The organism is Streptomyces sp. NPDC023838 (assembly GCF_040639555.1).
GTDB lineage: Bacteria > Actinomycetota > Actinomycetes > Streptomycetales > Streptomycetaceae > Streptomyces.
In genome coordinates this window covers 185,090-206,202 of sequence record NZ_JBFAAD010000012.1, presented here as the reverse complement: position 1 = coordinate 206,202, position 21,113 = coordinate 185,090, and the positions used below count along the sequence as shown (strand labels likewise).

20 protein-coding genes and 1 tRNA gene are annotated in these 21,113 nt (G+C 71.9%); 11 read left to right on the top strand and 10 right to left on the bottom strand.

Translation table 11 applies throughout. The features are described from left to right. Nucleotides 1-143: 143 nt before the first annotated feature. On the bottom strand, nt 144-773 hold the full coding sequence (locus AB0G17_RS17850; protein ID WP_361382902.1) for a MerR family transcriptional regulator: 630 nt from the start codon (nt 771-773) through the stop codon (nt 144-146). Nucleotides 774-997: 224 nt separating this feature from the next. Here AB0G17_RS17850 and AB0G17_RS17845 point away from each other — a divergent pair, with 224 nt between their 5' ends. The 4 genes from AB0G17_RS17845 (at nt 998) to AB0G17_RS17830 (ending at nt 4,700) form a co-directional block, all read left to right on the top strand. Further along, entirely contained in the window at nt 998-2,572 is a 1,575-nt protein-coding gene (locus AB0G17_RS17845) for an NAD(P)/FAD-dependent oxidoreductase (protein WP_361382860.1), read from the top strand. Continuing rightward, nucleotides 2,569-3,507, top strand: coding sequence for an alpha/beta hydrolase (locus tag AB0G17_RS17840; protein ID WP_361382857.1), 939 nt, complete (start codon nt 2,569-2,571; stop codon nt 3,505-3,507). Before AB0G17_RS17845 ends, AB0G17_RS17840 begins: the two co-directional genes overlap by 4 nt. Further along, nucleotides 3,504-4,391, top strand: coding sequence for an SDR family oxidoreductase (locus AB0G17_RS17835; RefSeq protein ID WP_361382854.1), 888 nt, complete (start codon nt 3,504-3,506; stop codon nt 4,389-4,391). The genes AB0G17_RS17840 and AB0G17_RS17835 overlap by 4 nt, the downstream gene beginning before the upstream one ends. 114 nt (nt 4,392-4,505) lie before the next feature. After that, nucleotides 4,506-4,700, top strand: coding sequence for a hypothetical protein (locus AB0G17_RS17830; RefSeq protein WP_361382851.1), 195 nt, complete (start codon nt 4,506-4,508; stop codon nt 4,698-4,700). A 97-nt stretch (nt 4,701-4,797) separates the two neighbouring features. Here the strand turns inward: AB0G17_RS17830 and AB0G17_RS17825 are convergent, their stop codons facing one another. Then, nucleotides 4,798-5,601, bottom strand: coding sequence for an exodeoxyribonuclease III (locus AB0G17_RS17825; protein ID WP_361382848.1), 804 nt, complete (start codon nt 5,599-5,601; stop codon nt 4,798-4,800). Nucleotides 5,602-5,659: 58 nt separating this feature from the next. Between AB0G17_RS17825 and AB0G17_RS17820 the strand changes: the two genes are divergently transcribed. The 4 genes from AB0G17_RS17820 to AB0G17_RS17805 all read left to right on the top strand — a co-directional run bounded on the left by AB0G17_RS17820 (nt 5,660) and on the right by AB0G17_RS17805 (nt 8,486). Further along, nucleotides 5,660-6,142: a GNAT family N-acetyltransferase gene (locus AB0G17_RS17820; protein WP_361382845.1), complete on the top strand. Its 483-nt coding sequence runs from the start codon at nt 5,660-5,662 to the stop codon at nt 6,140-6,142. Between the two features lie 135 nt (nt 6,143-6,277). Beyond that, a complete protein-coding gene (locus AB0G17_RS17815) occupies nt 6,278-6,868 on the top strand; it encodes a hypothetical protein (protein ID WP_361382842.1) in 591 nt (196 codons plus the stop codon). Then, a complete protein-coding gene (locus tag AB0G17_RS17810; RefSeq protein WP_361382840.1) occupies nt 6,868-8,007 on the top strand; it encodes a hypothetical protein in 1,140 nt (379 codons plus the stop codon). The genes AB0G17_RS17815 and AB0G17_RS17810 overlap by 1 nt, the downstream gene beginning before the upstream one ends. Before the next feature lie 5 nt (nt 8,008-8,012). Beyond that, nucleotides 8,013-8,486 carry a hypothetical protein gene (locus tag AB0G17_RS17805; protein WP_361382837.1) on the top strand — a complete coding sequence of 158 codons (474 nt, stop codon included), beginning with the start codon at nt 8,013-8,015 and terminating at the stop codon, nt 8,484-8,486. A 124-nt stretch (nt 8,487-8,610) separates the two neighbouring features. On the opposite strand, the gene AB0G17_RS17800 is transcribed toward AB0G17_RS17805, so the two are convergent. The 7 genes from AB0G17_RS17800 to galU all read right to left on the bottom strand — a co-directional run bounded on the left by AB0G17_RS17800 (nt 8,611) and on the right by galU (nt 14,216). After that, nucleotides 8,611-8,684, bottom strand: a tRNA-Ala gene (locus tag AB0G17_RS17800). A gap of 75 nt (nt 8,685-8,759) precedes the next feature. Then, nucleotides 8,760-9,992: a gephyrin-like molybdotransferase receptor GlpR gene (gene glpR / locus AB0G17_RS17795; RefSeq protein ID WP_361382834.1), complete on the bottom strand. Its 1,233-nt coding sequence runs from the start codon at nt 9,990-9,992 to the stop codon at nt 8,760-8,762. Nucleotides 9,993-10,134: 142 nt separating this feature from the next. Next, complete coding sequence (locus AB0G17_RS17790; protein ID WP_361382899.1) at nt 10,135-10,761, bottom strand: GNAT family protein; 627 nt, start codon at nt 10,759-10,761, stop codon at nt 10,135-10,137. Further along, nucleotides 10,758-11,264 carry a MogA/MoaB family molybdenum cofactor biosynthesis protein gene (locus tag AB0G17_RS17785; protein WP_361382896.1) on the bottom strand — a complete coding sequence of 169 codons (507 nt, stop codon included), beginning with the start codon at nt 11,262-11,264 and terminating at the stop codon, nt 10,758-10,760. Before AB0G17_RS17785 ends, AB0G17_RS17790 begins: the two co-directional genes overlap by 4 nt. 182 nt (nt 11,265-11,446) lie before the next feature. After that, nucleotides 11,447-11,947 (bottom strand): cyclic pyranopterin monophosphate synthase MoaC, encoded by a 501-nt coding sequence (moaC, locus tag AB0G17_RS17780; protein WP_067160100.1) that lies wholly within the window; start codon nt 11,945-11,947, stop codon nt 11,447-11,449. A gap of 59 nt (nt 11,948-12,006) precedes the next feature. Further along, nucleotides 12,007-13,308 (bottom strand): gephyrin-like molybdotransferase Glp, encoded by a 1,302-nt coding sequence (gene glp, locus AB0G17_RS17775; protein WP_361382830.1) that lies wholly within the window; start codon nt 13,306-13,308, stop codon nt 12,007-12,009. Next, on the bottom strand, nt 13,305-14,216 hold the full coding sequence (gene galU / locus AB0G17_RS17770) for a UTP--glucose-1-phosphate uridylyltransferase GalU (RefSeq protein WP_361382827.1): 912 nt from the start codon (nt 14,214-14,216) through the stop codon (nt 13,305-13,307). Before galU ends, glp begins: the two co-directional genes overlap by 4 nt. A gap of 93 nt (nt 14,217-14,309) precedes the next feature. On the opposite strand from galU, the gene AB0G17_RS17765 reads away from it, so the two are divergent. After that, nucleotides 14,310-14,903: a 5-formyltetrahydrofolate cyclo-ligase gene (locus AB0G17_RS17765; RefSeq protein WP_361382825.1), complete on the top strand. Its 594-nt coding sequence runs from the start codon at nt 14,310-14,312 to the stop codon at nt 14,901-14,903. Between the two features lie 25 nt (nt 14,904-14,928). Here AB0G17_RS17765 and AB0G17_RS17760 read toward each other — a convergent pair whose 3' ends face one another. Beyond that, entirely contained in the window at nt 14,929-17,673 is a 2,745-nt protein-coding gene (locus AB0G17_RS17760) for a penicillin acylase family protein (RefSeq protein WP_361382822.1), read from the bottom strand. Between the two features lie 203 nt (nt 17,674-17,876). Here AB0G17_RS17760 and AB0G17_RS17755 point away from each other — a divergent pair, with 203 nt between their 5' ends. Both AB0G17_RS17755 and AB0G17_RS17750 read left to right on the top strand, forming a co-directional pair. After that, on the top strand, nt 17,877-19,412 hold the full coding sequence (locus AB0G17_RS17755) for a potassium/proton antiporter (protein WP_361382893.1): 1,536 nt from the start codon (nt 17,877-17,879) through the stop codon (nt 19,410-19,412). Between the two features lie 420 nt (nt 19,413-19,832). Then, nucleotides 19,833-21,110 (top strand): MFS transporter, encoded by a 1,278-nt coding sequence (locus AB0G17_RS17750; protein WP_361382819.1) that lies wholly within the window; start codon nt 19,833-19,835, stop codon nt 21,108-21,110. Nucleotides 21,111-21,113 lie beyond the last annotated feature (3 nt).

Here is a 21,113-nt window from a genome sequence, read left to right as displayed (position 1 = left end):
GCGCGCAGTTCCCCGCGCCCCTGAGATGCGCCCCTGCGGGGCGCCCAGGGGATTGCCGCGCAGCGGCATCTAAGGGGCGCGGGGAACTGCGCGACCAGCCACATACGGTCCGCAGACAAACACCGGGCCAAAAACGGGGGCGCTCAGGGCCCGTCCGGGCCCTCCGCCACGCGGCGGTCCATCGCCAAGGACAGTTCCGCCTCGACCACGTGCTTGGCCAGCGGGCGCAGCCGGGACAGGTCCTGGTCCGGGGCGTGGGCGCGGAGCAGGTCGACGAAGAGGCCCGCCAGCGCGTCCGCGTGGGCGCGGACCTCGCGGCCCGCCGCCAGGACCGCCGCCAGCGGGACGCCCTCGCGCACCAACGCGGCCGAGACGTCAAGGAGCCGGCGGCTGATGTGGACGATCTCCTCGCCGTCGACCGCGAGATAGCCGAGGTCGAGCGCGGCCGCCAGGTTCTCCGGGGTGACCTCGCCCGCGAAGTGGTCCGCCAGCGCCTCGGGGGTCAGCCGGACCGGGGTCTCCTCGGTCGGCTCGACGAGCCCGAGCGCCTCGCCCGCGTCCCGGCCGGACTCGAACGCGGCGGTCAGGTCCGCGATGCCGGAGAGGGTGTGGCCGCGCTCCAGGAGGGCCGCGATGGTGTGCAGCCGGGCCAGGTGGTGGTCGTCGTACCAGGCGATGCGGCCCTCGCGGCGCGGTGGCGGGATGAGGCCGCGCTCACGGTAGAACCGCAGCGTACGTACGGTGATCCCGGCCTTGGCGGCCAGCTCCTCCATGCGGTACTCACGCGACCCGGCCGGGACGTCACCGCCGGGCCCGCTGCCAACTCCTCCGTCTGCCACGTCCGCCAGCCTATGTTGTACCGCCGGTAACTTTCCCCGGCCGGACCCCTACCGCTCGGTATGCCGCTGCTCTACTCTCCCAACTGTGCCAGTGATTACTGGCAGAGTCGCACGTCGTTCAGACTCTCCGCACAGACGTCCTGCATGGAGGCGGTGGCATGGTCCAGCACGAGCGCGAGCCCGAGCACGTACGGGTGGCGGTGATCGGGTCCGGATTCGGTGGGCTCGGTGCCGCGGTCCGGCTGCGGCGGGAGGGCATCACCGACTTCGTCGTCCTGGAGCGGGCCGGGTCGGTCGGCGGGACCTGGCGGGACAACAGCTATCCCGGATGCGCCTGCGACGTACCGTCGCACCTGTACTCGTTCTCCTTCGCGCCCAACCCGGACTGGCCGCGCACGTTCTCCGGGCAGGAGCACATCCGGGCCTATCTGGAGCACGTCGCCGACACCTTCCGGCTGCGCCCGCACATCCGCTTCGACCACGAAGTGACGATGATGCGGTGGGACGGCGAGGAGCTGTACTGGGTCGTCGAGTGCGCCAACGGGGCCGTCCTCCACGCCGATGTCGTCGTCTCCGCGACCGGGCCGCTCTCCGACCCCAAGATCCCCGAGATCCCCGGGCTCGGCACCTTCCCCGGCAAGGTCTTCCACTCCGCCCGCTGGGACCACGACTACGACCTGCGCGGCAAGCGCGTCGCCATGATCGGGACCGGCGCCTCCGCGATCCAGATCGTCCCCGCCATCCAGCCGCGGGTCCGCAACCTCACGCTCTTCCAGCGCACCCCGCCCTGGGTCATGCCGCGCGTGGACCGGGCGATCACCGCGCCCGAGCGCTGGCTGCACCGGCAGCTGCCCTTCACCGGAGCCGCCCGCCGCGGACTGCTGTGGGGCATCCGGGAGTTGCAGGTCAGCGCCTTCACCAAGCACCCCAACGAGCTGGGTCTGGTCGAGTCGCTGGCCAAGCGGAACATGGCCCGGGCCATCAAGGACCCGGCCCTGCGCGCCAAGCTGACGCCCGACTACCGCATCGGCTGCAAGCGCATCCTGCTGTCCAGCGAGTACTACCCGGCGCTCGCCCAGCCCAATGTGGACCTCGTCGCCTCCGGGCTCAGCGAGGTGCGCGGCTCCACCCTCGTCGCCGCCGACGGGACCGAGACCGAGGTCGACGCGATCGTCTTCGGCACCGGGTTCCACGTCACCGACATGCCGATCGCCGAGCGCGTGGTCGGCGCGGACGGGCGCACCCTCGCCGAGACGTGGAAGGGCGGGATGGAGTCGCTGCGCGGCGCCACCGCCGCCGGGTTCCCCAACTGGATGACGATCATCGGGCCCAACACGGGCCTCGGGAACTCCTCGATGATCCTGATGATCGAGTCGCAGCTCAGCTATATGGCCGACTACCTGCGGCAGTTGAACGTCCTCGGCGGCCGCGTCGCGCTCGCCGCCCGCCCGTCCGCCGTCGGCGCCTGGAACCGGCGCGTCCAGGAGCGCATGAAGCGGACCGTGTGGAACACCGGCGGCTGCACCAGCTGGTACCTGGACGCCGGCGGGCGCAACACCACCATCTGGCCGGGCACGACCGGCGAGTTCCGCAAGGCGGTCCGCGAGGTCGACCTCGGCGAGTACGAGGTGGTCCGCGCCCGGGCCGCCGAGTCCGCCCCGGCGGCGCCGAAGCCGCGCAAGGCCAGGAAGTCCGGGCCGAACCCGACGACCCCCGAGGCGGTGGCCTCATGAGCCGCACGCGCTCCCCGCGCCGCCCCGCACACGTCACGTCCGGCGCCTTCGCCCCGCCCGCCCCCTCCCGTACGCTCACCGCCGTCTCCGCCGACGGCGCCCGGCTGCACGTCGAGGTGCACGGGCCCGAGGGCGCCCCGGCCGTCGTCCTCGCCCACGGCTGGACCTGCTCGACCGCCTTCTGGGCGGCGCAGATACGCGCCCTGGCCGGGGACCACCGGGTCGTCGTCTACGACCAGCGCGGCCACGGCCGTACCGCCGCGAGCGCCCTCTGCTCCACCGACGCGCTCGCCGACGACCTGGAGGCGGTGCTCGACGCGACGCTCGCGCCGGGCGAGAAGGCGGTGCTCGCCGGGCACTCCATGGGCGGTATGACGCTGATGAGCGCCGCCGGGCGCGCCGGGCTGCGCGAGCACGCGGCGGCGGTGCTGCTCTGCTCGACCGGCAGCTCGCGGCTGGTCGCGGAGTCGCTGGTGGTGCCGCTGCGGCCGGGCCGGCTGCGCACCCGGCTGACCGCGGCGGTCCTGGGCTCGAAGGCCCCGCTCGGGCCGGTCACGCCGGTGGGCAAGAAGATCCTGCGGTACGCGACGATGGGCCCGGGGGCCGCCCCGGACCGGATCGAGGCGTGCGCCAGGATCGTGCACGGCTGCGCCCGGGGCCCCCGGTACGCCTGGTCACAGGTGCTCGCCGAGCTCGATGTCGACGCCCTGGTACGGGAGTTGAGGGTGCCCACCGCCGTGGTGGCGGGGACGGCCGACCGGCTCACCCCGCCGGTGCACGCCCGGCGGATCGCGGCGGCGCTGCCCGACTGCGTGGGACTCACGGAGCTCGCGGGCGTCGGGCACATGACGCCGGTGGAGGCCCCCGAGGTCGTCACGGATCGCCTCCGTGAGCTGGTTCGTACGTATGTGATGGTCGAGGAGGACGTGGCATGAGCAGGGTGAGCCTGGAGGGGCAGGTCGCGGTCGTCACGGGCGCCGCCCGGGGCGTCGGCGAGCTGCTGGCGCGCAAACTGTCGGCGCGCGGCGCCAAGGTGGCCCTGGTCGGCCTGGAGCCGGACGAGCTGAAGTGGGTGGCTGCGCGGCTGCACACCGAGGCCGAGTCGTGGTTCGCGGACGTCACCGACCACGAGGCGATGGCGCGGGTCGCGCGGGAGGTGAAGGAGCGGTTCGGCAAGGTCGACATCGTGGTCGCCAACGCCGGGGTCGCCTCGGGCGGACCGTTCGTGGACTCCGACCCGGACGCCTGGCGCCGCGTCATCGAGGTGAACCTGATCGGCGGCGCGGTCACCGCGCGGGCCTTCCTGCCCGTCCTGATGGAGAGCCGCGGCTATTTCCTCCAGATCGCCTCGCTCGCCGCGATCACCCCGGCGCCGATGATGACCGCGTACTGCGCGTCCAAGTCGGGTGTCGAGGCCTTCGCGCACAGCCTGCGGGCGGAGGTGGGCTACAAGGGCGTACGGGTCGGGGTCGGGTATCTGTCCTGGACCGACACGGACATGGTGCGCGGGGCGGACCAGGACGAGGTGATGCGGGAGCTGCGACAGCGGCTGCCGTGGCCGTCCAACCGCACGTACCCGCTGGGCCCGGCCGTCGACCGGATCGTGGCGGGCATCGAGCGCCGCTCCTCGCACGTGTACGCGCAGTGGTGGCTGCGCGGGATGCAGTCGGTGCGCGGCTATCTGCCCGCCGTCATCGGGGCCGTGGGCCAGCGCGAGATGCGGCGCTTCGAGCCCCGGCTCGCGGGGGTCGGGCGGGGGCTGGTGGGGGCGGGCGGCGCGGCCGACGAGCAGGAACGCACGCTCCGTGACCTTCCGTAACTGATCGAAATGCGCTGTATGTCCGGTCGTGCCACGCTGGTCGAGGCCCGGAGGAACCGCGGGAACAGCCCCGGTACCCCGGCCCTCCACACCCCCTCACCAGGAGTGAACTCGATGGGCATCAAGGACCAGTTCCAGGACAAGGCGAAGCAGGCTCAGCAGCAGGGCAAGCAGGCGATGAGCTCGAAGAAGGACCAGCAGCAGGAGCGCTCGCGGCAGGCCCAGCAGAAGGGCCGTCCGGACCCGGACGAGGCCCAGCGGGCCGCGCAGGAGCAGCAGGACAAGTTCGACATGGACTACGACGCCTGACGCTTCGCGCCTGTGCGTGCAGTCGTACGAAGTGGCGCACCCGGGATGCCCGGGTGCGCCGCTTGTGCGTGCGCGTCCGCGCCGAGAGGGCCTGGTCCTACAGCCCGTACGCCACCGTCACCGGCGCGTGGTCGCTCCACCGCTCCTCGTGCGAGGCGGCCCGCTCCACGTACCCCTTGACCGCGCGCGCCGCGAGGCCCGCCGTGGCCATCTGGTAGTCGATGCGCCAGCCCGAGTCGTTGTCGAAGGCCCGGCCGCGGTAGGACCACCACGAGTACGGCCCCTCCTGCTCGGGGTGGAGCGCGCGCACCACGTCCACATATCCGCCGTCGGCGGCGTCGAGGACGCGGGAGAGCCACTCGCGCTCCTCCGGCAGGAAGCCGGCGCTCTTCTTGTTGGCCCGCCAGTTCTTGAGGTCCGCCTCGCGGTGGGCGATGTTCCAGTCGCCACAGACGACGACCTCACGCCCGTCGGCCGCCGCCCGCGCCCGGAGCTCCTTCAGATACGGCAGGAACTCCCCCATGAACCGGTACTTCTCGTCCTGCTTCGCCGTCCCGGCCTCACCCGAGGGCAGGTAGAGGCTGGCGACGGTGACGCCGGGCAGGTCCGCCTCCACGTACCGCCCACTGTTGTCGAACTCCGCGCTGGCGAACCCGACGCGCACCCGCTCCGGCTCGCGGCGGGTGTAGAGCGAGACCCCGGCCCGGCCCTTGGTCGCGGCGGGCGCGTGCACGACGTGCCAGCCCTCGGGCTCGCGCACCTCGGCGGTGAGCTGCTGCGGCTCGGCCCGTACCTCCTGGAGGCACACGACATCGGCGTCGGATCCGGCCAGCCACTCAAGAAAACCCTTCTTGGCGGCGGCGCGAAGCCCGTTTACATTCACAGAAGTAACAGTGAGCACCCGCGCACCCTACCGACCCGGCCACCGTGATCACCCGCATAGAAGTACGCTATCCCGCATGAATATACGCACCCTGGGGTACGACCACCCGGACGCCGTGAAGCTCAACGACCAGGTGCAGCTCGAATACATCGAGCGCTACACGGACGAGGGCGACGCCACCCCGCTCGACGCCTCCATGTTCACGCCGCCGAACGGCCTGTACCTGATCGCGTACGACGACCGGGACCGCCCGGTCGCCACCGGCGGCTGGCGCACCCAGGACAAGAACGACCAGGGGTACTCGGACGGCGACGCCGAGCTGAAGCGCATGTACGTGATCCCCCAGGCGCGCGGCCTGGGCCTCGCCCGCCGCATCCTGGCCCTCCTGGAGGCCGACGCCCGCGCGGCGGGCCGCACCCGTATGGTCCTGGAGACCGGCGACCAGCAGCCGGAGGCGATAGCCCTCTACACCTCCAGCGGCTACACCGCCTGCGAGAAGTTCGGCCACTACCGCTTCCACGCCAACAGCCTCTGCTACGCGAAACCCCTGGCACCGTGAGCCGTCGGGGCCGCCCGAGCGGCCCCGACGTGCCCCCCCGGGCACCCGGCCGAGCACCCGGGCCGGCTTGTCATGAGCCCATCCCCCACCAGCGGTTAGGCTGCTGATCGCACGCGCACCGCACGGGGGATTCACATGAGCGACGACACACTGCCCGAACCGTCCCAGCTGCCGCTCTCGCCGGACGAGCTGAAGCGGCACCACTCCGAGTGGGCCGCCGGCATCACCAAGGCCCCGCCCGCCGACAGCTATACGGACCCGCTCACCCCGGTCTTCCCGGGCTCGACCCCGCCGCTCACCGGCTCCCCCCTGCTCAAGCCACCCCTCCAGGGCCCGTCCCTCCAGGGCCCCCCGCTCACGGGGTCGCCCTTCCTCAAGCCGCCGCTCCAGGGCCCGCCCCAGGACACGCTCCGCATCGCGCCCGGCGTCCTCACCGCGGCGGCGGGCCGCGCGGACGAGATCCACACGGCCTTCACCAAGCCCGCCGCCGCGCTGGAGGACCCCGCGCGGAAGGCGTCGGCGGCGATGGACGGCTGGGAGTCGGCCAAGGCCATCCGCACGGCCGGCACGCAGTGGGAGAAGCAGGCCGGCACCGTGGCCGGCTGGCTGGCCCGTATCTCCGAGAGCCTGCGCGTGGGCGCCCGGGACTACCACGTGACGGACCACGCCGTGGACGAGTCACTCCGGGGCATCGCGCCGCGCCGTTCGAAGCTGGAGGGGCTGTAATGCCGTCGTTCTACCGGGAGATCCTGGACACCGACCTCGACCCGCTGCAGAAGCTCGCCGACCAGTGGCGCACCACGCACACGGACCTGGCCAAGCTGCCCAAGCGGGTCCATGACGAAGTGCTCACGCCGCTGCGCGACAAGGGCTACTGGGAGGGCGCGGCCGCTCCGTACGCCTGGCGGATGATCGACGACATCGAGCGCCAGATCGAGGCGGCCGCCAAGGTCGCTCAGGCGGCCGTCGGCGTCCTCGACGACGCGCTCGGCGAACTCAAGGCCGTACAGAAGGACCTCAAGGACGCCGTCCGGCGCGCCGTGGAGAGGGGTCTGTACATCGACAAGGACGGCGCCGTCTCCCCCGACATGGTCCACGGTGTCTGCAAGGTGATCGAGAAGGGCTCGGACGACGCGAAGGCCATCGAGGACGCCCAGCGGGAGATCGTCGAGATCGTGAAGCGGGGCGTCGTCGCCGACCGGAACCTGGCGTTCTCGCTCATGTCGGACGTCGGGCTCGGCGACTGGTTCAACACCGCCCCGCAGCACACGAACATCGACACGACCAACACGATCAACCAGGCCGACTACAACGCCTTCGACCTCGCGATGCGGGGCAAGGACCCGCACCCGTTCCCCCAGAGCGACGACCCGTACTCCCTCGGCCTGGACTGGGTCACCGGCAGCGGGCCGCGCGACCGCGAGTACCACGACGGCGACCGGATGACCGAGCTGATCAAGTCCAGCGTCAGCATGGAGCAGCTCCGGGCGGACACCCTCGCCAACTGGCGCAAGGACGGGAACGACCAGGGCACCGTCGCCTACTCCATCTCCAAGGGAGGAAAGATCGGCGCCCTGGAGAAGCTCTTCCTCACCGACCTGCCGGCGATCGCCACCGGCGACGAGGACCACTTGGGCGAGGCGTTCGTCGGCTCGTACTCCCTGGACTACTCGGTCAAGGGCCAGGACCCGGACGGCTCCCTCGTCGTCGAGTACACGCTCAACAACAAGACCAGCAACGAATCCTTCCTCCACTTCGTCGGCTACTACGACTGGCTCAAGAAGACGAACCGCGAGGACGGCGTCTTCTCCACCGTCGGACAGCAGATGACGTGGACCGAACGCATCCCGGCAGCAGGGAAGTAAGCACCGTGCCCCACCACTCCCGACGCGCCCTCGGGGCCGTCGCCGCCCTCGCGCTCCTCGCCGCCCCGCTGACCGCGTGCGGTTCCGACGCCCTCAAGCGCTGTGTCCCGGTCGCCGCCGAGTCCGCCACCCCCGACGAACTCATCGGTCGTTACGAGGGCGCGCACGAGGCCGACGGGGTGCGCCTGACGCTGTCCCCGGGCGGTGCCATGCGGGCGGAGAAGTGGCCCACCGGCGACTACCACCGCGCGAAGCTGGGCGACACGTTCGACGGCTCCGGCACCTGGGAGATCGAGTCGGCCACGGCGTCCACCCACCGCGCGCTGCTGCGGCTGCACTTCACCAAGCCCGACCTGTTCCTTCAGGGCGACACCCTCGACAAGCTCACCATCGGCACCGACGCCACCCGCACGGACCTCTACCAGGACCTCGACCCCGACACCTGCCCCGACTTCCGCCTCCGGCTCCACAAGCCCTGACGCACGGACTCCCGCCGGCGGACTCCTGTCGGCGGGCCGAGGCGGCCGGGCCCGAACGGGCCGGCCGGGCATAGGAGAAGAGCCCCTGCCGGATCTCTCCGACAGGGGCTCTTCCCTGTTGTTGTGGACCTGAGGGGATTCGAACCCCTGACCCCCTCGATGCGAACGAGGTGCGCTACCGGACTGCGCCACAGGCCCTTGCAACGGGTGAAACATTAGCACCCCGAGAGGGGTGCTTGGAAATCCGGTCGCCGCTGGTCAGCGAGACGGGCGTCACTCGTTGGCCGCGCGGGGGCGGTCGTCGTCCGCGTACTGGTCGAAGAGCGGGGTGCGGCGGCTGCTCGGTGACGTGCGCCGACGCGGCGCCGGAGGGGCCGGAGGCGTCGGGTCCGCGGTGGAGGAGCGGGCCGAGGACCAGGTGTCCGGGGCGCCCAGGTCGATGCTGCCGGTGGCGCGCGGGGCGACCGGGGCCGTCACGTACGTCGGGAGCGGCACCGGGACCGGCTCCCAGCTGTCGCCGCGCTCGGGGCCGCGCTCGCGCTGCTGGTCGACCCACTCGGCGTGGTCGGTCTGCTCCACCAGGGCGCGCCGGTCGGCCTCCTGCGGGGAGACGACGGGCTCGGGCTCCGGGGTGGGGTGCGGCTCCGGCTCGTCCTCGGTCTCCGCGACGGCGGCGCTCTGGCGGCGCGGCTGGCGCTCGCGCAGCCGCTGCGCGGCCGCCTCGGCGCGCCGGCGGTCCATGACGAACGCGAACCGCCGCCGCTCCTGCGCCCGCAGATGCACGATGTACGCACTGAGCAGGACGGCCGGGGCCGCGGGCGCCCACAGGAAGCCGAGGCCGCCCACCGCCGCGACGACCGCGCCCAGCGTGAACGCGAGGAAGAGGAGCACCGTCGTACGGCGGCGGCGCGCCAGGACCGCGCTGCGCCGGGCGCGCCGGGCACGCTCGGCGGCGGCCGCGGAACGGCCGTTGCGCCGGCGCCCGTCGGACTGCCGCGCGCCCCCGGGTCGCTCCTCACCACGGCGCTCGCCACCGTGCCGCGTGCCCCCGTGACGTTCGCCCCCGTGCCGCTCCTCGGAGCGCGACTGCTCAGGGTGCGGGTGCTGGTCGCCGTGGGGCGGGTCCTCGTGGTGCGCCTCTTCGCGGCGCGGCTCCTCCGGGCGCGGGGCCTCCCGCCTGGCCGGGCGCTGGGCTCCGGCACCCGTCGGGTGCTGTCGGGGCACGGCGAAGTCCCGGACGTCGACGCCCTGGCCGGAGTCCGCGAGGGACTCCGTGGGCGCGTCCGGGTCGGCGTCGGGGGTGGGGCCGCCGGAACCTCGCTGCCTGAGCTCCCTGGCGTACCTGCGCTCCATGGCCGACCGTCCGGACAGCAGCCGGATGGCGGTGCTGAAGCGTTCCGTCGGACGGGCCTCATTGAGCTCGTCCTGCCTGCGGAGCCACATCGGCACCAAGTAGGCGGCCCAGGCCCCGACGATGACTGCGTAAATGAGGCCGCTGCTGCTCACACCCCACACGGTAGAGGGACGGGCGCGAAGGGATACGCCAATTGAGCCGGTGTGTCGCACGATCTGGCTGATATCACCGGCTTTTTTTGTGATTCTTCGGATCGGTTCATGGTCATACGGCGACCGAATTCGAACGTTTATTTCATTTCTCGTGGTGCGCCCGGCGCGCCTGCTTCCACCTGTGCAGCAGTCCTTCCGGCACCTCTTCCGCCGTCAGCGCGTACACCAGGTGGTCCCGCCATCCGCCGTCGATGTGGAGATAGCGCGGGCGCAGGCCCTCCTCGCGGAATCCGAGTTTCTCCACCACCCGCCGGCTCGGCCCGTTCTCGGGGCGAATGCAGACCTCCATGCGGTGCAGCCCGACCGTACGGAAGCAGTGGTCGGTGGCGAGCGCGACGGCCGTCGGCATGACGCCGCGCCCCGCCACCTCGCGGTCGACCCAGTAGCCGACGTGCCCCGAGCACATCGAGCCCCAGGTGATCCCGGCGACCGTGAGCTGGCCGACCAGGCGGCCCTGGTACTCGATCACGAACGGCAGCATCCGGCCCGCGTTCGCCTCGGCGCGCAGGTGCCGGACCATCTGCCGGTAGGTGGGCCGCTGGGCGGGCGGGGCGCCCGGCGCGGGCGGCGGAATGGTCGCCTCCCAGGGCCGCAGCCACTCACGATTGCGCCGGTTCACCTCGCGCCAGGCCCGCTGGTCGCGCAGTCTTATGGGGCGGAGGAGCACATCGCCGTCCGCCAGCTCGACCGGCCACGATGGGACGTTCAGCTTGGGCTCCCCGCGGGTCTGGGGTGGTCGCCGCCCCGGATCTGGTCGACGGCGTGCAGCAGCAGCCGCTCCAGGACGGCGAGTCCGTCACGGACGCCGCCGGTGGAGCCCGGCAGGTTGACGATCAGCGTGCGTCCGCCCGCGACCCCGGCGAGCCCGCGCGAGAGCGCGGCGGTCGGAACCTTCGCGAGACCCTCGGCGCGGATCGCCTCCGGGATGCCGGGGACCTCGTAGTCGAGGACGCGGCGGGTGGCGTCGGGGGTGCGGTCGGTGGGCGAGATGCCGGTGCCGCCGGTGGTGACGATGACGTCGTACCCGGCGGCCGCGCCCGCGCGCAGCGCCTGCTCCACGGGGTCGCCGTCGGGCACGACCAGCGGCCCGTCCACGGCGAAGCCGAGCCCGGCCAGGCCCTCGGCGAGGATCGGGCCGCCCTTGTCCGCGTACACGCCGGCCGCCGCGCGGTTGGAGGCGGTGACGACGAGCGCGGCGTACGGGGCGAGCAGCGCGCCGCCGAGTGCCGCGGAGTCGCCGGGGAACGGGGGCGCGTTCTCCACGCCGGGGCGGGCGGGGGCCGCCGGTGCGGGCGCGCCCGCTGCCCCGCCCGGTGCGGCCTCGGTGGCCCCGCCCGGTGCGGCCTCGGTGGCCCCGTCCGATGCCGCCGTGCCGCCTCGCGCGCCCGGCGCCGTCACGGCGTCGCCCCTTCCGGCTCGGGGCGGGACCAGTCGCCGGACTTGCCGCCGGTCTTCGTCTCGACCCGTACGTCCGTGATGACGGCCGCCTTGTCTACGGCCTTCACCATGTCGACGACGGTCAGCGCGGCCACCGAGACGGCGGTCAGCGCCTCCATCTCGACGCCCGTGCGGTCGGTCGTCTTCACCGTCGCCAGGATCTCCACCGCGTCGTCCGCGACCGTGAGGTCCAGCTTCACCCCGGACACCGCGAGCGGGTGGCAGAGCGGGATCAGGTCCGGGGTGCGCTTGGCGCCCATGATTCCGGCGATCCGGGCGGTCGCCAGGGCGTCGCCCTTGGGCACGCCCTCGCCGCGCAGCAGCTCGATCACGCGCGGCGAGACGCGTACGCGTCCGCTCGCGCGCGCGGTGCGGGCCGTCACGTCCTTCTCGGAGACATCGACCATACGGGCCGCACCCGCCTCGTCGATGTGCGTCAGCCTGCCTTGCGTACTCATGGTGTGGCGCTCCCGGTCCGGCCTGTGTGGGCAGACACGGTACCGCCACCCCGGCCCGGTCAGCCGAGCAGGACCACCTCCACTTCGGAGCCGGGCTCCACCGAAGTGACGTCCTCGGGAATGACGATGAGGCAGTCCGCCTGGGCGAGGGCGGCGATCAGATGCGATCCGGAGCCGCCGACCGGCGTGACGGCCGACCCGCTCGCGTCATAGGTCCCGCGCAGGAACTGGCGCCGGGCCGCCGGGGAGGAGAGCGCCTTGTCGACGCGGAGCGCGGCACGCGCGCGTGGCCGGTGCACGTCCGGCAGGCCCATCAGGGTGCGGATCGCCGGGCGGACGAAGAGCTCGAAGGAGACGTACGACGACACCGGGTTGCCCGGCAGGGCGAGCAGCGGGGTGTGGTCGGGGCCGATGGAGCCGAAGCCCTGGGGCTTGCCGGGCTGCATGGCGAGCTTGCGGAAGTCGATGCCGCTGCCCGGCTCGTCCTCGTCGCCCACCGAGGACAGCGCCTCCTTGACGACGTCGTACGCCCCCACGCTCACGCCGCCCGTGGTGACCAGCAGATCGGCGCGGATCAGCTGGTCCTCGATGGTCGCGCGGAGCGTCTCGGCGTCGTCGGTGACCGCGCCCACCCGGTACGCGATCGCTCCCGCGTCGCGCGCGGCGGCGGCGAGCGCGAAGCTGTTGGAGTCGTAGATCTGGCCCTCGGCCAACTTCTCGCCGGGCTGGACGAGTTCGCTGCCGGTCGACAGGACGACCACGCGCGGGCGCGGGCGCACCTTCACGGTGCCCCGGCCGATCGCCGCGAGCAGGCCGATCTGGGGCGGGCCGAGCACCGTCCCGGCCGCGAGGGCGAGGTCGCCCGCCTGCACGTCGCTGCCGCGCGCGCGGACGTGGGCGCGGGCCTCGGCGGGCCGGTGCACTCGGACCTCGCCGCTCGCGCCCTCGGGCGCGCCACTGGCGGCGCGCATCCCGGTGGCGGCGCCCTCGCCCGTACCGCCGTCGGTCCACTCGACCGGGACGACGGCCTCGGCGCCGGGCGGCAGCGGGGCGCCGGTCATGATCCGGGCGGCCTCACCGGGGCCGACGGACGGGAGCTCGCCGCTGCCCGCGGCGACGTCGCCGATCACGGTCAGCACCGCGGGGAACTCCTCGCTGGCGCCCGCCACGTCGGCCACGCGCACCGCGTACCCGTCCATCGAGCTGTTGTCGAAGGGCGGCAGCGCGACCGGCACCGTGACGTCCTCGACCAGGACGCAGCCCTGGGCGTCGGGCAGTTGCAGCTCGATGGGTTCGAGCGGCTCCACCGCGGCGAGGACGTCCTCCAGGTGCTCGTCGACCGACCAGATCGTGTTGCTCAAGGTGCCTGCATCTCCTCGGTCACGTAACTGCGAAGCCAGGCCTTGAAGTCGGGGCCCAGGTCTTCACGTTCGCACGCGAGTCTGACAATGGCACGCAGATAGTCGCCGCGGTCGCCGGTGTCATAGCGGCGGCCCTTGAAGACCACGCCGTGCACCGGGCCGCCGACCTTCTCGTCGGCGGCCAGCTGCTGGAGCGCGTCGGTCAGCTGGATCTCACCGCCGCGGCCCGGCTCGGTCTGGCGCAGTATCGCGAAGACCGCGGGGTCCAGGACGTACCGGCCGATGATGGCCAGGTTGCTGGGCGCGTCCGCCGGGTCGGGCTTCTCCACCAGGCCGGTGATGCGTACGACGTCGCCGTGGCCGGTGGGCTCGACGGCCGCGCAGCCGTACAGATGGATCTGGGACGGCTCGACCTCCATCAGGGCGATCACGCTGCCGCCCTCGCGCTCCTGGATCTCCACCATCCGGGAGAGCAGCGGGTCGCGCGCGTCGATGAGGTCGTCACCGAGGAGTACGGCGAAGGGCTGGTCGCCCACGTGCGGCGCCGCGCACAGCACGGCGTGGCCCAGGCCCCTGGGGTCGCCCTGGCGCACGTAGTGCATGGCGGCGAGGTCGCTGGACTCGCGGACCTTGGCGAGCCGGGCCTCGTCGCCCTTGCGGGAGAGGGCCTCCTCCAGCTCGTAGTTCCGGTCGAAGTGGTCCTCCAGGGGACGCTTGTTGCGCCCCGTGATCATCAGCACGTCCGAGAGTCCGGCGGCGACCGCCTCCTCGACCACGTACTGGATCGCGGGCTTGTCGACGACCGGCAGCATCTCCTTGGGCGTGGCCTTGGTGGCCGGCAGGAACCGGGTGCCGAGGCCTGCCGCCGGAATGACAGCCTTGGTGATCCGTGGGGGCGACTGAGTCATGCGCAGCACACTAACCGCTGCGTATGGGCGGAAGATTATCCTCCGGTTAATTCAGGCTCATAAACAGGCATTTGAGGGGATTGTGAAAACACTGTGAGTGATGGTGCATCCGAAAAGGCCCTCTTGCGCGCGGAACTCCTGGGCGCCCGGCGCCTCCTGACGCAGGACGACGTCCGCGGCGCGGCCGAGGTCCTGGCACGCCAGGCACTGGAGCTTCCCGAGCTCGCGGCGGCCGGCACCGTCGCCGCGTACGTCTCCGTGGGGCGCGAGCCGGGGACGCACGCGCTGCTCGACGCGCTGCGCGCGCGTGGTGTCCGCGTCCTGCTGCCCGTACTGCAATCGGACAATGACCTGGACTGGGCGGAGTACGAGGGCGCGGACCGGCTCGAACCGGCCCCACGCGGGCTGCTCGAACCGTCGGGGCCCCGGCTCGGCCCGGCCGCCGTCCTCGACGCCGACACCGTGCTGCTGCCGGGCCTCGCCGTCGACGCGCGCGGGCTGCGGCTGGGCCGGGGCGGCGGCTCGTACGACCGGGTGCTCGCCCGGATCGACGCGGCGGGCCACGACCCCGCGCGCGTGGTGCTCCTGTACGCGAACGAGGTGGTCGCCCGGGTCCCGGAGGAACCGCACGACCACCCCGTACACGTGGTGGTCACCCCGCAGGGCGTGACCCGCTTCACGGCCTGAGCCTCAGCTCACCCGGTGCCGGCGCTCACTTCGTGAGCGTCAGCGTGTCGACCGTCGAGGCTCCGACGGCCTTGGCGCTGAAGGACCAGTCCAGCTGCTCGCCCTTGGCCCACTTGCCGGTCTGGTCGGTGTAGTGCGCGCTGTAGGCGTGGCCGGAGGCGCCGGTGAGGTTGATCCACTTCGACTTGTCGAAGTCCTTCAGGTTCACCACCATCCGCATCGACGGCACCCAGGTCACCGAGTAGTCACCGCCTCCCGCGTTCCAGCCCGTCGCGTTGACCGCCGCCTCGCCGCCGCCCAGGTTCCACGGGCCGCGGTTGAGGAGGTACTGGACGATGCCGGGGCCGTCGGTGCCCAGCGTCTGGTTCTTCAGCATCAGCTGGTGCAGCTGGCCCCAGCTCCAGGTGGTGACGTCCTTGCCGAGCTTGGCCGTCAGCTCCCAGCGGGCGTCCTTCATCGCGCGCGCCAGCAGCTGGTCACGGGTCTTGGTGGCCGGGTCCAGACGGCTCTTGGGCGTCTGCCACCAGGCGTTCTTCTCGTCGTTGAAGATCCGCCGGACCACCTCGAACCAGCGGTCGCCGCCGTCGGGCTGCGCCGAGTCCGCGTCGCGCTGGCCGCACTCGCGCACCAGCCCGTTGAGGTCGTCCACCGGGCCCGAGCTGTCCGGCGGGCGCACGTTCAGGCACTCGCCCTCGACCCTCAGCTCCTTGGGGAGCTTGTTGCCGAAGGCCAGCTTGAGGACGTTGCGCCACACCGCGTTGAAGTAGGCGGCCGCTCCGGAGTCCGACTCCTGGGTGTAGTCCCACCCTTCGAGCAGCTTCTGCGCCTCGCGTATGGCCGGGTCGGAGATGTCGACCTTGAGCAGCGCGGGCGTCAGCAGCGCGGCGATCTCGCTGCTGTTGTCCATCTGCATCTTCTGCATGTCCTCGGTGGAGACCTTGCCGCCGTCCTTGGTCTTCGACTCGATGAGGTCGTTGATCCGCTGGCTGCGGGTGCCGTAGCCCCAGTCCTTGGTCAGCAGGTACGGGTACTTCTTCTCGTCGATCACGGCCTGGTTGGCGGTGACGATGTAGCCGCGCTTCGGGTCGAACTCGTACGGCAGCTGATCGAAGGGGATGTACTTCTTCCAGTCGTACCTGGAGTCCCAGCCGGGGGCGGGCACGGAGCCGTCGAAGCCCTTGGCTCGGACCGGGATCTTCCCCGGTGCCTGGTAGCCGATGTGGCCCTTGGTGTCGGCGTAGATCAGGTTCTGCGAGGGGACCTCGAAGTCCTTGGCGGCCGCCCGGAAGGACTTGAAGTCCTTGGCGCGGTCGAGCTCGAAGACGGCGTCCATGGACTTGCCGGCCTCCAGGGCCGTCCACTTCAAGGCCACCGCGTACCCCTCGCCCCGGTCCGGGGCGGAGGTGCCCACGGGGGCCTTCTTGCCGACCTTCTCCAGCTCGTCGTCACGGTCGGAGACCAACGGGCCGTTGTTGGTCTCGCGCACGGTGATCGTCCTGCTCCTGCCGCCGGCGACCTTGATGACCTCCTCGCGCGTGGCGAGGGCCTTCTGCTGGTCGTCGTACAGGTAGGTGCCGCCGGGAGCGATCTTCTCCAGGTACAGGTCGGTCACGTCGGCGCCGAGGTTGGTGAACCCCCAGGAGATGTCCTGGTTGTGGCCGATGACCACACCGGGCATGCCGGAGAACGTGTAGCCCGCCACGTCGTAGCCGCAGCTCGCGGAGACCGTACGGCAGTGCAGGCCCATCTGGTACCAGAGGGACGGCATCATCGGCGCCAGGTGCGGGTCGTTGGCGAGCAGCGGCATGCCGGTCGTCGTGTACTTGCCGGAGACGACCCACGAGTTGGAGCCGATGCCGCTGCCGTTGGGGCCGAGCAGCGCCGGAATCTTGTCGAGGCTGTCGGAGAGCCGCGCCAGCTGCGCCTGGGCGCCCTGCGTCGCCCCCTGGAGGGCCGACCCGGCCCCGGAGCCGCTGCCCGGCTCACGGTTCGGGTCGTACTTGCCGGTGATCTTGTTGACCGAGCCGCCGTCGACGATCGGCCGGTGGGTGGCCGTCGGGTACGGCGGGTACAGATCCTTGATCTGCTGGGGCGTGAGGCGGCTGGTCATCAGGGACCGGTCGATCTCGTCCTGCATGTTGCCCCGCAGGTCCCAGGCCATGGCCTTGAGCCAGGCCACCGAGTCGACCGGCGTCCACTTCTCGACCTTGTAGTCGTGGACGAAGTCCAGCGCCGCGTACTCGACGGAGATGTCCTTGGGGCCCTTGCCCTCCAGGTAGGCGTTGACACCGGCGGCGTACGCCTGGAGGTACTTCTTCGTCTGGGGTGACAGCTTGGTGTCGTACTCCCGCTGCGCGACCCGGCGCCAGCCGAGAGTGCGCAGGAAGGCGTCGGTCTCGACCTGGTCCTTGCCGAACATCTCCGACAGCCGGCCGGAGGTCATGTGGCGGCGGACGTCCATCTCCCAGAAGCGGTCCTGGGCCTGGACGAAGCCCTGGGCCATGAAGAGGTCGCTGTCGTTGTCCGCGTAGACCTGCGGCACCCCGTAGTCGTCGCGCTTGACCTCGACCGGGTTGCCGGTCAGGCCCTTGAGCTGGATCGACCCCGTGGTCTGCGGGAAGGAGGCGCGCACGGTGCTGACGCCCCAGTACGCGCCGTAACCGACACCCGCGACGAGCGCCAGCACCAGGACGATCAGGAGCAGACGGGCGCGGCGTCCCTTCTTCCTGACCTTCGTCTTGGTGGAAGGGGCGGTTGTGTTGGAGGGCATCGCTGTCCTTCGAGGGGCAGGGTGGTCCTAGGTGCTGGAGCAACCATAGGCGCAGCGACTGACAGCCCCGGACGCGGTGTCTTGTATGAGCGTCAGCCCGTCCGGCTGACACCGTCATACGTAAAGAACTCGTCAAAGATTAGGTAAGGTAACGAAGTACCGGTGGGCCGGAGAATCGTTCCGGCACCTGTGCGTGAGGGCGCCTGACGGCGCGTGAGGGGAAGGATCGGCCACTGACTGTCCACCATCTCAACGAGCTCCTGCTCATCTGCTCGCTCGTCCTGCTCATCGCCGTCGCGGCGGTGCGCGTCTCCTCCCGCAGCGGGCTCCCCAGCCTGCTCCTGTATCTCGGCATCGGGATCGCGATAGGACAGGACGGGATTTTCGACGTCCAGTTCGACAACGCCGAGCTGACCCAGGTCATCGGCTATGCCGCCCTGGTGGTGATCCTGGCCGAGGGTGGCCTGGGCACCAAGTGGAAAGTGATCCGCCCGGCGCTGCCGGCAGCCGTCGCGCTGTCGATCGTCGGTGTCGCGGTGAGCGTGGGGGTCACCGCGGCCGGTGCGCACTATCTGGTCGGGCTCGAATGGCGGCAGTCACTGATCATCGGAGCGGTGGTCTCCTCGACGGACGCCGCGGCCGTCTTCTCCGTCCTGCGCAAGGTCCCTCTGCCGTCCCGGATCACCGGCGTCCTGGAGGCCGAGTCCGGCTTCAACGACGCCCCGGTGGTCATCCTGGTCGTCGCCTTCTCCACGCCCGGCCCGGTGGACTCCTGGTACGTACTGGCCGGCAAGATCGCCCTTGAGCTGGCGATCGGCGCCGGGGTCGGCCTCGCGGTCGGCTGGCTCGGCTCCTGGGGCCTGCGGCACGTGGCGCTGCCCGCCTCCGGCCTCTACCCGATCGCCGTGATGGCGATCGCCCTCACCGCGTACGCGGCGGGCGCCATGGCCCACGGCTCCGGCTTCCTCGCCGTCTATCTGGCCGCGATGGTCCTCGGCAACGCCAAGCTGCCGCACTGGCCCGCCACCCGGGGCTTCGCGGACGGCCTCGGCTGGATCGCCCAGATCGGCATGTTCGTCCTGCTCGGCCTGCTGGTCACCCCGCACGAGCTGCCCGACGACTTCTGGACCGCCGTGATCATCGGTCTGGTCCTGACGACGGTGGCCCGGCCTCTCGCGGTGCTGCTCAGCGTGGCGCCGTTCAGGATGCCCTGGCAGGAGAAGGCCCTGATGTCCTGGGCGGGCCTGCGCGGCGCCGTGCCCATCATCCTGGCCACGATCCCGATGGTCTCCGGGATCGACGGCAGCGAGCGCGTCTTCAACATCGTCTTCGTCCTGGTCGTCGTCTACACCCTCGTCCAGGGCCCCACGCTGCCGTGGCTCGCCCGCAAGCTGCGGATCTCGGACATCGAGACCGCCTCCGACCTGGGCATCGAGTCAGCGCCCCTGGAGCGGCTGCGCGGCCATCTGCTGTCGGTGGCGATCCCGTCCGAGTCGCGGATGCACGGCGTCGAGGTGCACGAGCTGCGGATGCCGCCCGGGGCCGCGGTCACCCTGGTCGTACGGGACGGAAAGAGCTTCGTGCCGGGACCGACGACCGTGCTGCGGCGCGGCGACGAGCTGCTCGTGGTGGCGACGGATCCGGTACGGGACGCGGCCGAGGCCCGGCTGCGGGCGGTCGGCCAGGGCGGAAAGCTGGCGGGCTGGCTGGGTACGGGGGGCACGGGCTCGCACCGGTAGGGCCTCCGGGGCCGTGGGGCCCCTGGGCCGTGGGGCCGCCTGGGCCGTGGGGCCGCCTGGGCCGTGGGGCCGCCTGGGCCGTGGGGCCGCCTGGGCCGTGGGGCCGCCTGGGCCGCCTGGGAGTAGTCCCGCGTCCATCGAATCAGGGAACAGCCGGAAGGAGATCCGGCTAATCACAGGTGTGATCTTGGCCATCCGTGCGCTTTCACAGGCGCGGAGCCGAATCCCCCTGTACCATGAAGGCACACTACTGATCGACCAACTCTGCCTGACGCAGAGCTGGCGCGACCGTATGGCGGTCGGAGGCTCCGCAGTGGGCCCCGGCATCTACCGCAGTTCCGCGCAAGAGGACAGCTCTCGGCAACGCCCGTACTCACCCGTACCAGGGGCGCGCTACCAGGCGGCAGAAAGGCAAGGGCCGTGGCATCCACGGTCACTTCCGAGCGTCGCCCGGGCTACGGGCAGCTCCTGCGCACTCCCGGCGCACTGACGTTCCTCCTGCCCGGCTTCGCCGCCCGGCAGCCCTTCGCGATGCTCACCATCAGCATCGTGCTCCTCGTGCAGCACACCACCGGCTCGTACGGCAGCGCCGGTGCCGTGGCCGCCGTCACCGGCGTCTCCATGGCCCTCTTCGCGCCCCAGAGCGGCAAGCTCGCCGACCGCTTGGGCCAGCGGGCCGTCCTGCTCCCCGGCGTCCTCGTGCACACCGCCTCGGGCGCCGTACTGATCTCGCTGGCGCTGGCCGGCGCCCCGCTGTGGGCGCTGTTCCTGGCCGCCGTCCCGACCGGCGCCTCGGTGCCGCAGATCGGGCCGATGGTCCGGGCCCGCTGGGCCGCCAAGCTCGACGGCTCGCCCCTGATGTCCACGGCCGCGGCCTTCGAGTCGGTCACCGACGAGTTCACCTTCGTCATCGGCCCGGTGCTCGCCACCGCGCTGTGCACCGGCGTCCACCCGGCGGCCGGACTGATCGCCGAAGCCGCGCTGACCTTGGTCGGCGGCCTGCTCTTCGCCTCCCAGCACCGCACCCAGCCGCAGCCCAGCCGTTCCGCCGAGGGCCACGCGCGCGTGGAGCACGTCTCCGCGCTCTCCATCCCCGGTGTGCGGGTCCTGGCCGTGTCCTTCCTCGGCATCGGCGCGGTCTTCGGTGGCATGCAGGTCTCGCTGACCGCGTTCTCCGAGGAGATCGGCAACCCCGGCGCCAACGGCCTGCTGTACGGGATCTTCGCCGCGGGCAACATGCTGGCGGGCATCGCCTGCGGCGCCATCGCCTGGAAGTCCGCTCCGCGGACGCGGCTGATCGCCGGCTACACCGGACTGACCCTGGCCGCCTCGGGCCTGTGGGCCATGCACTCCGCGGTGCTGCTCGGTGGCCTCGGGCTGATCGTCGGCCTCTGCATCGCCCCGGCGCTGATCACCGGCTACACGCTCGTCGAGTCGCTCGTCCCGGCTTCCGCCCGGACCGAGGCCTTCACCTGGCTGACCGGCGCCGTGGCGCTGGGCCAGGCCGGCGCCGTCACGGTGGCCGGCCGGCTGGCCGACGCCCACGGCTCCAGCGCGGGCTTCCTGGTGCCCATGGCGGGCACCGCGCTCGCCCTGGTCACCCTGGTCTCGCTGCGCTCGCGGCTCGCTCCGCGCTCCTCGGGACGGACCGTCGCCCGTAGTGGCGTCGGTCACCGAGTTCCCGTGACGGTGGACTGATCC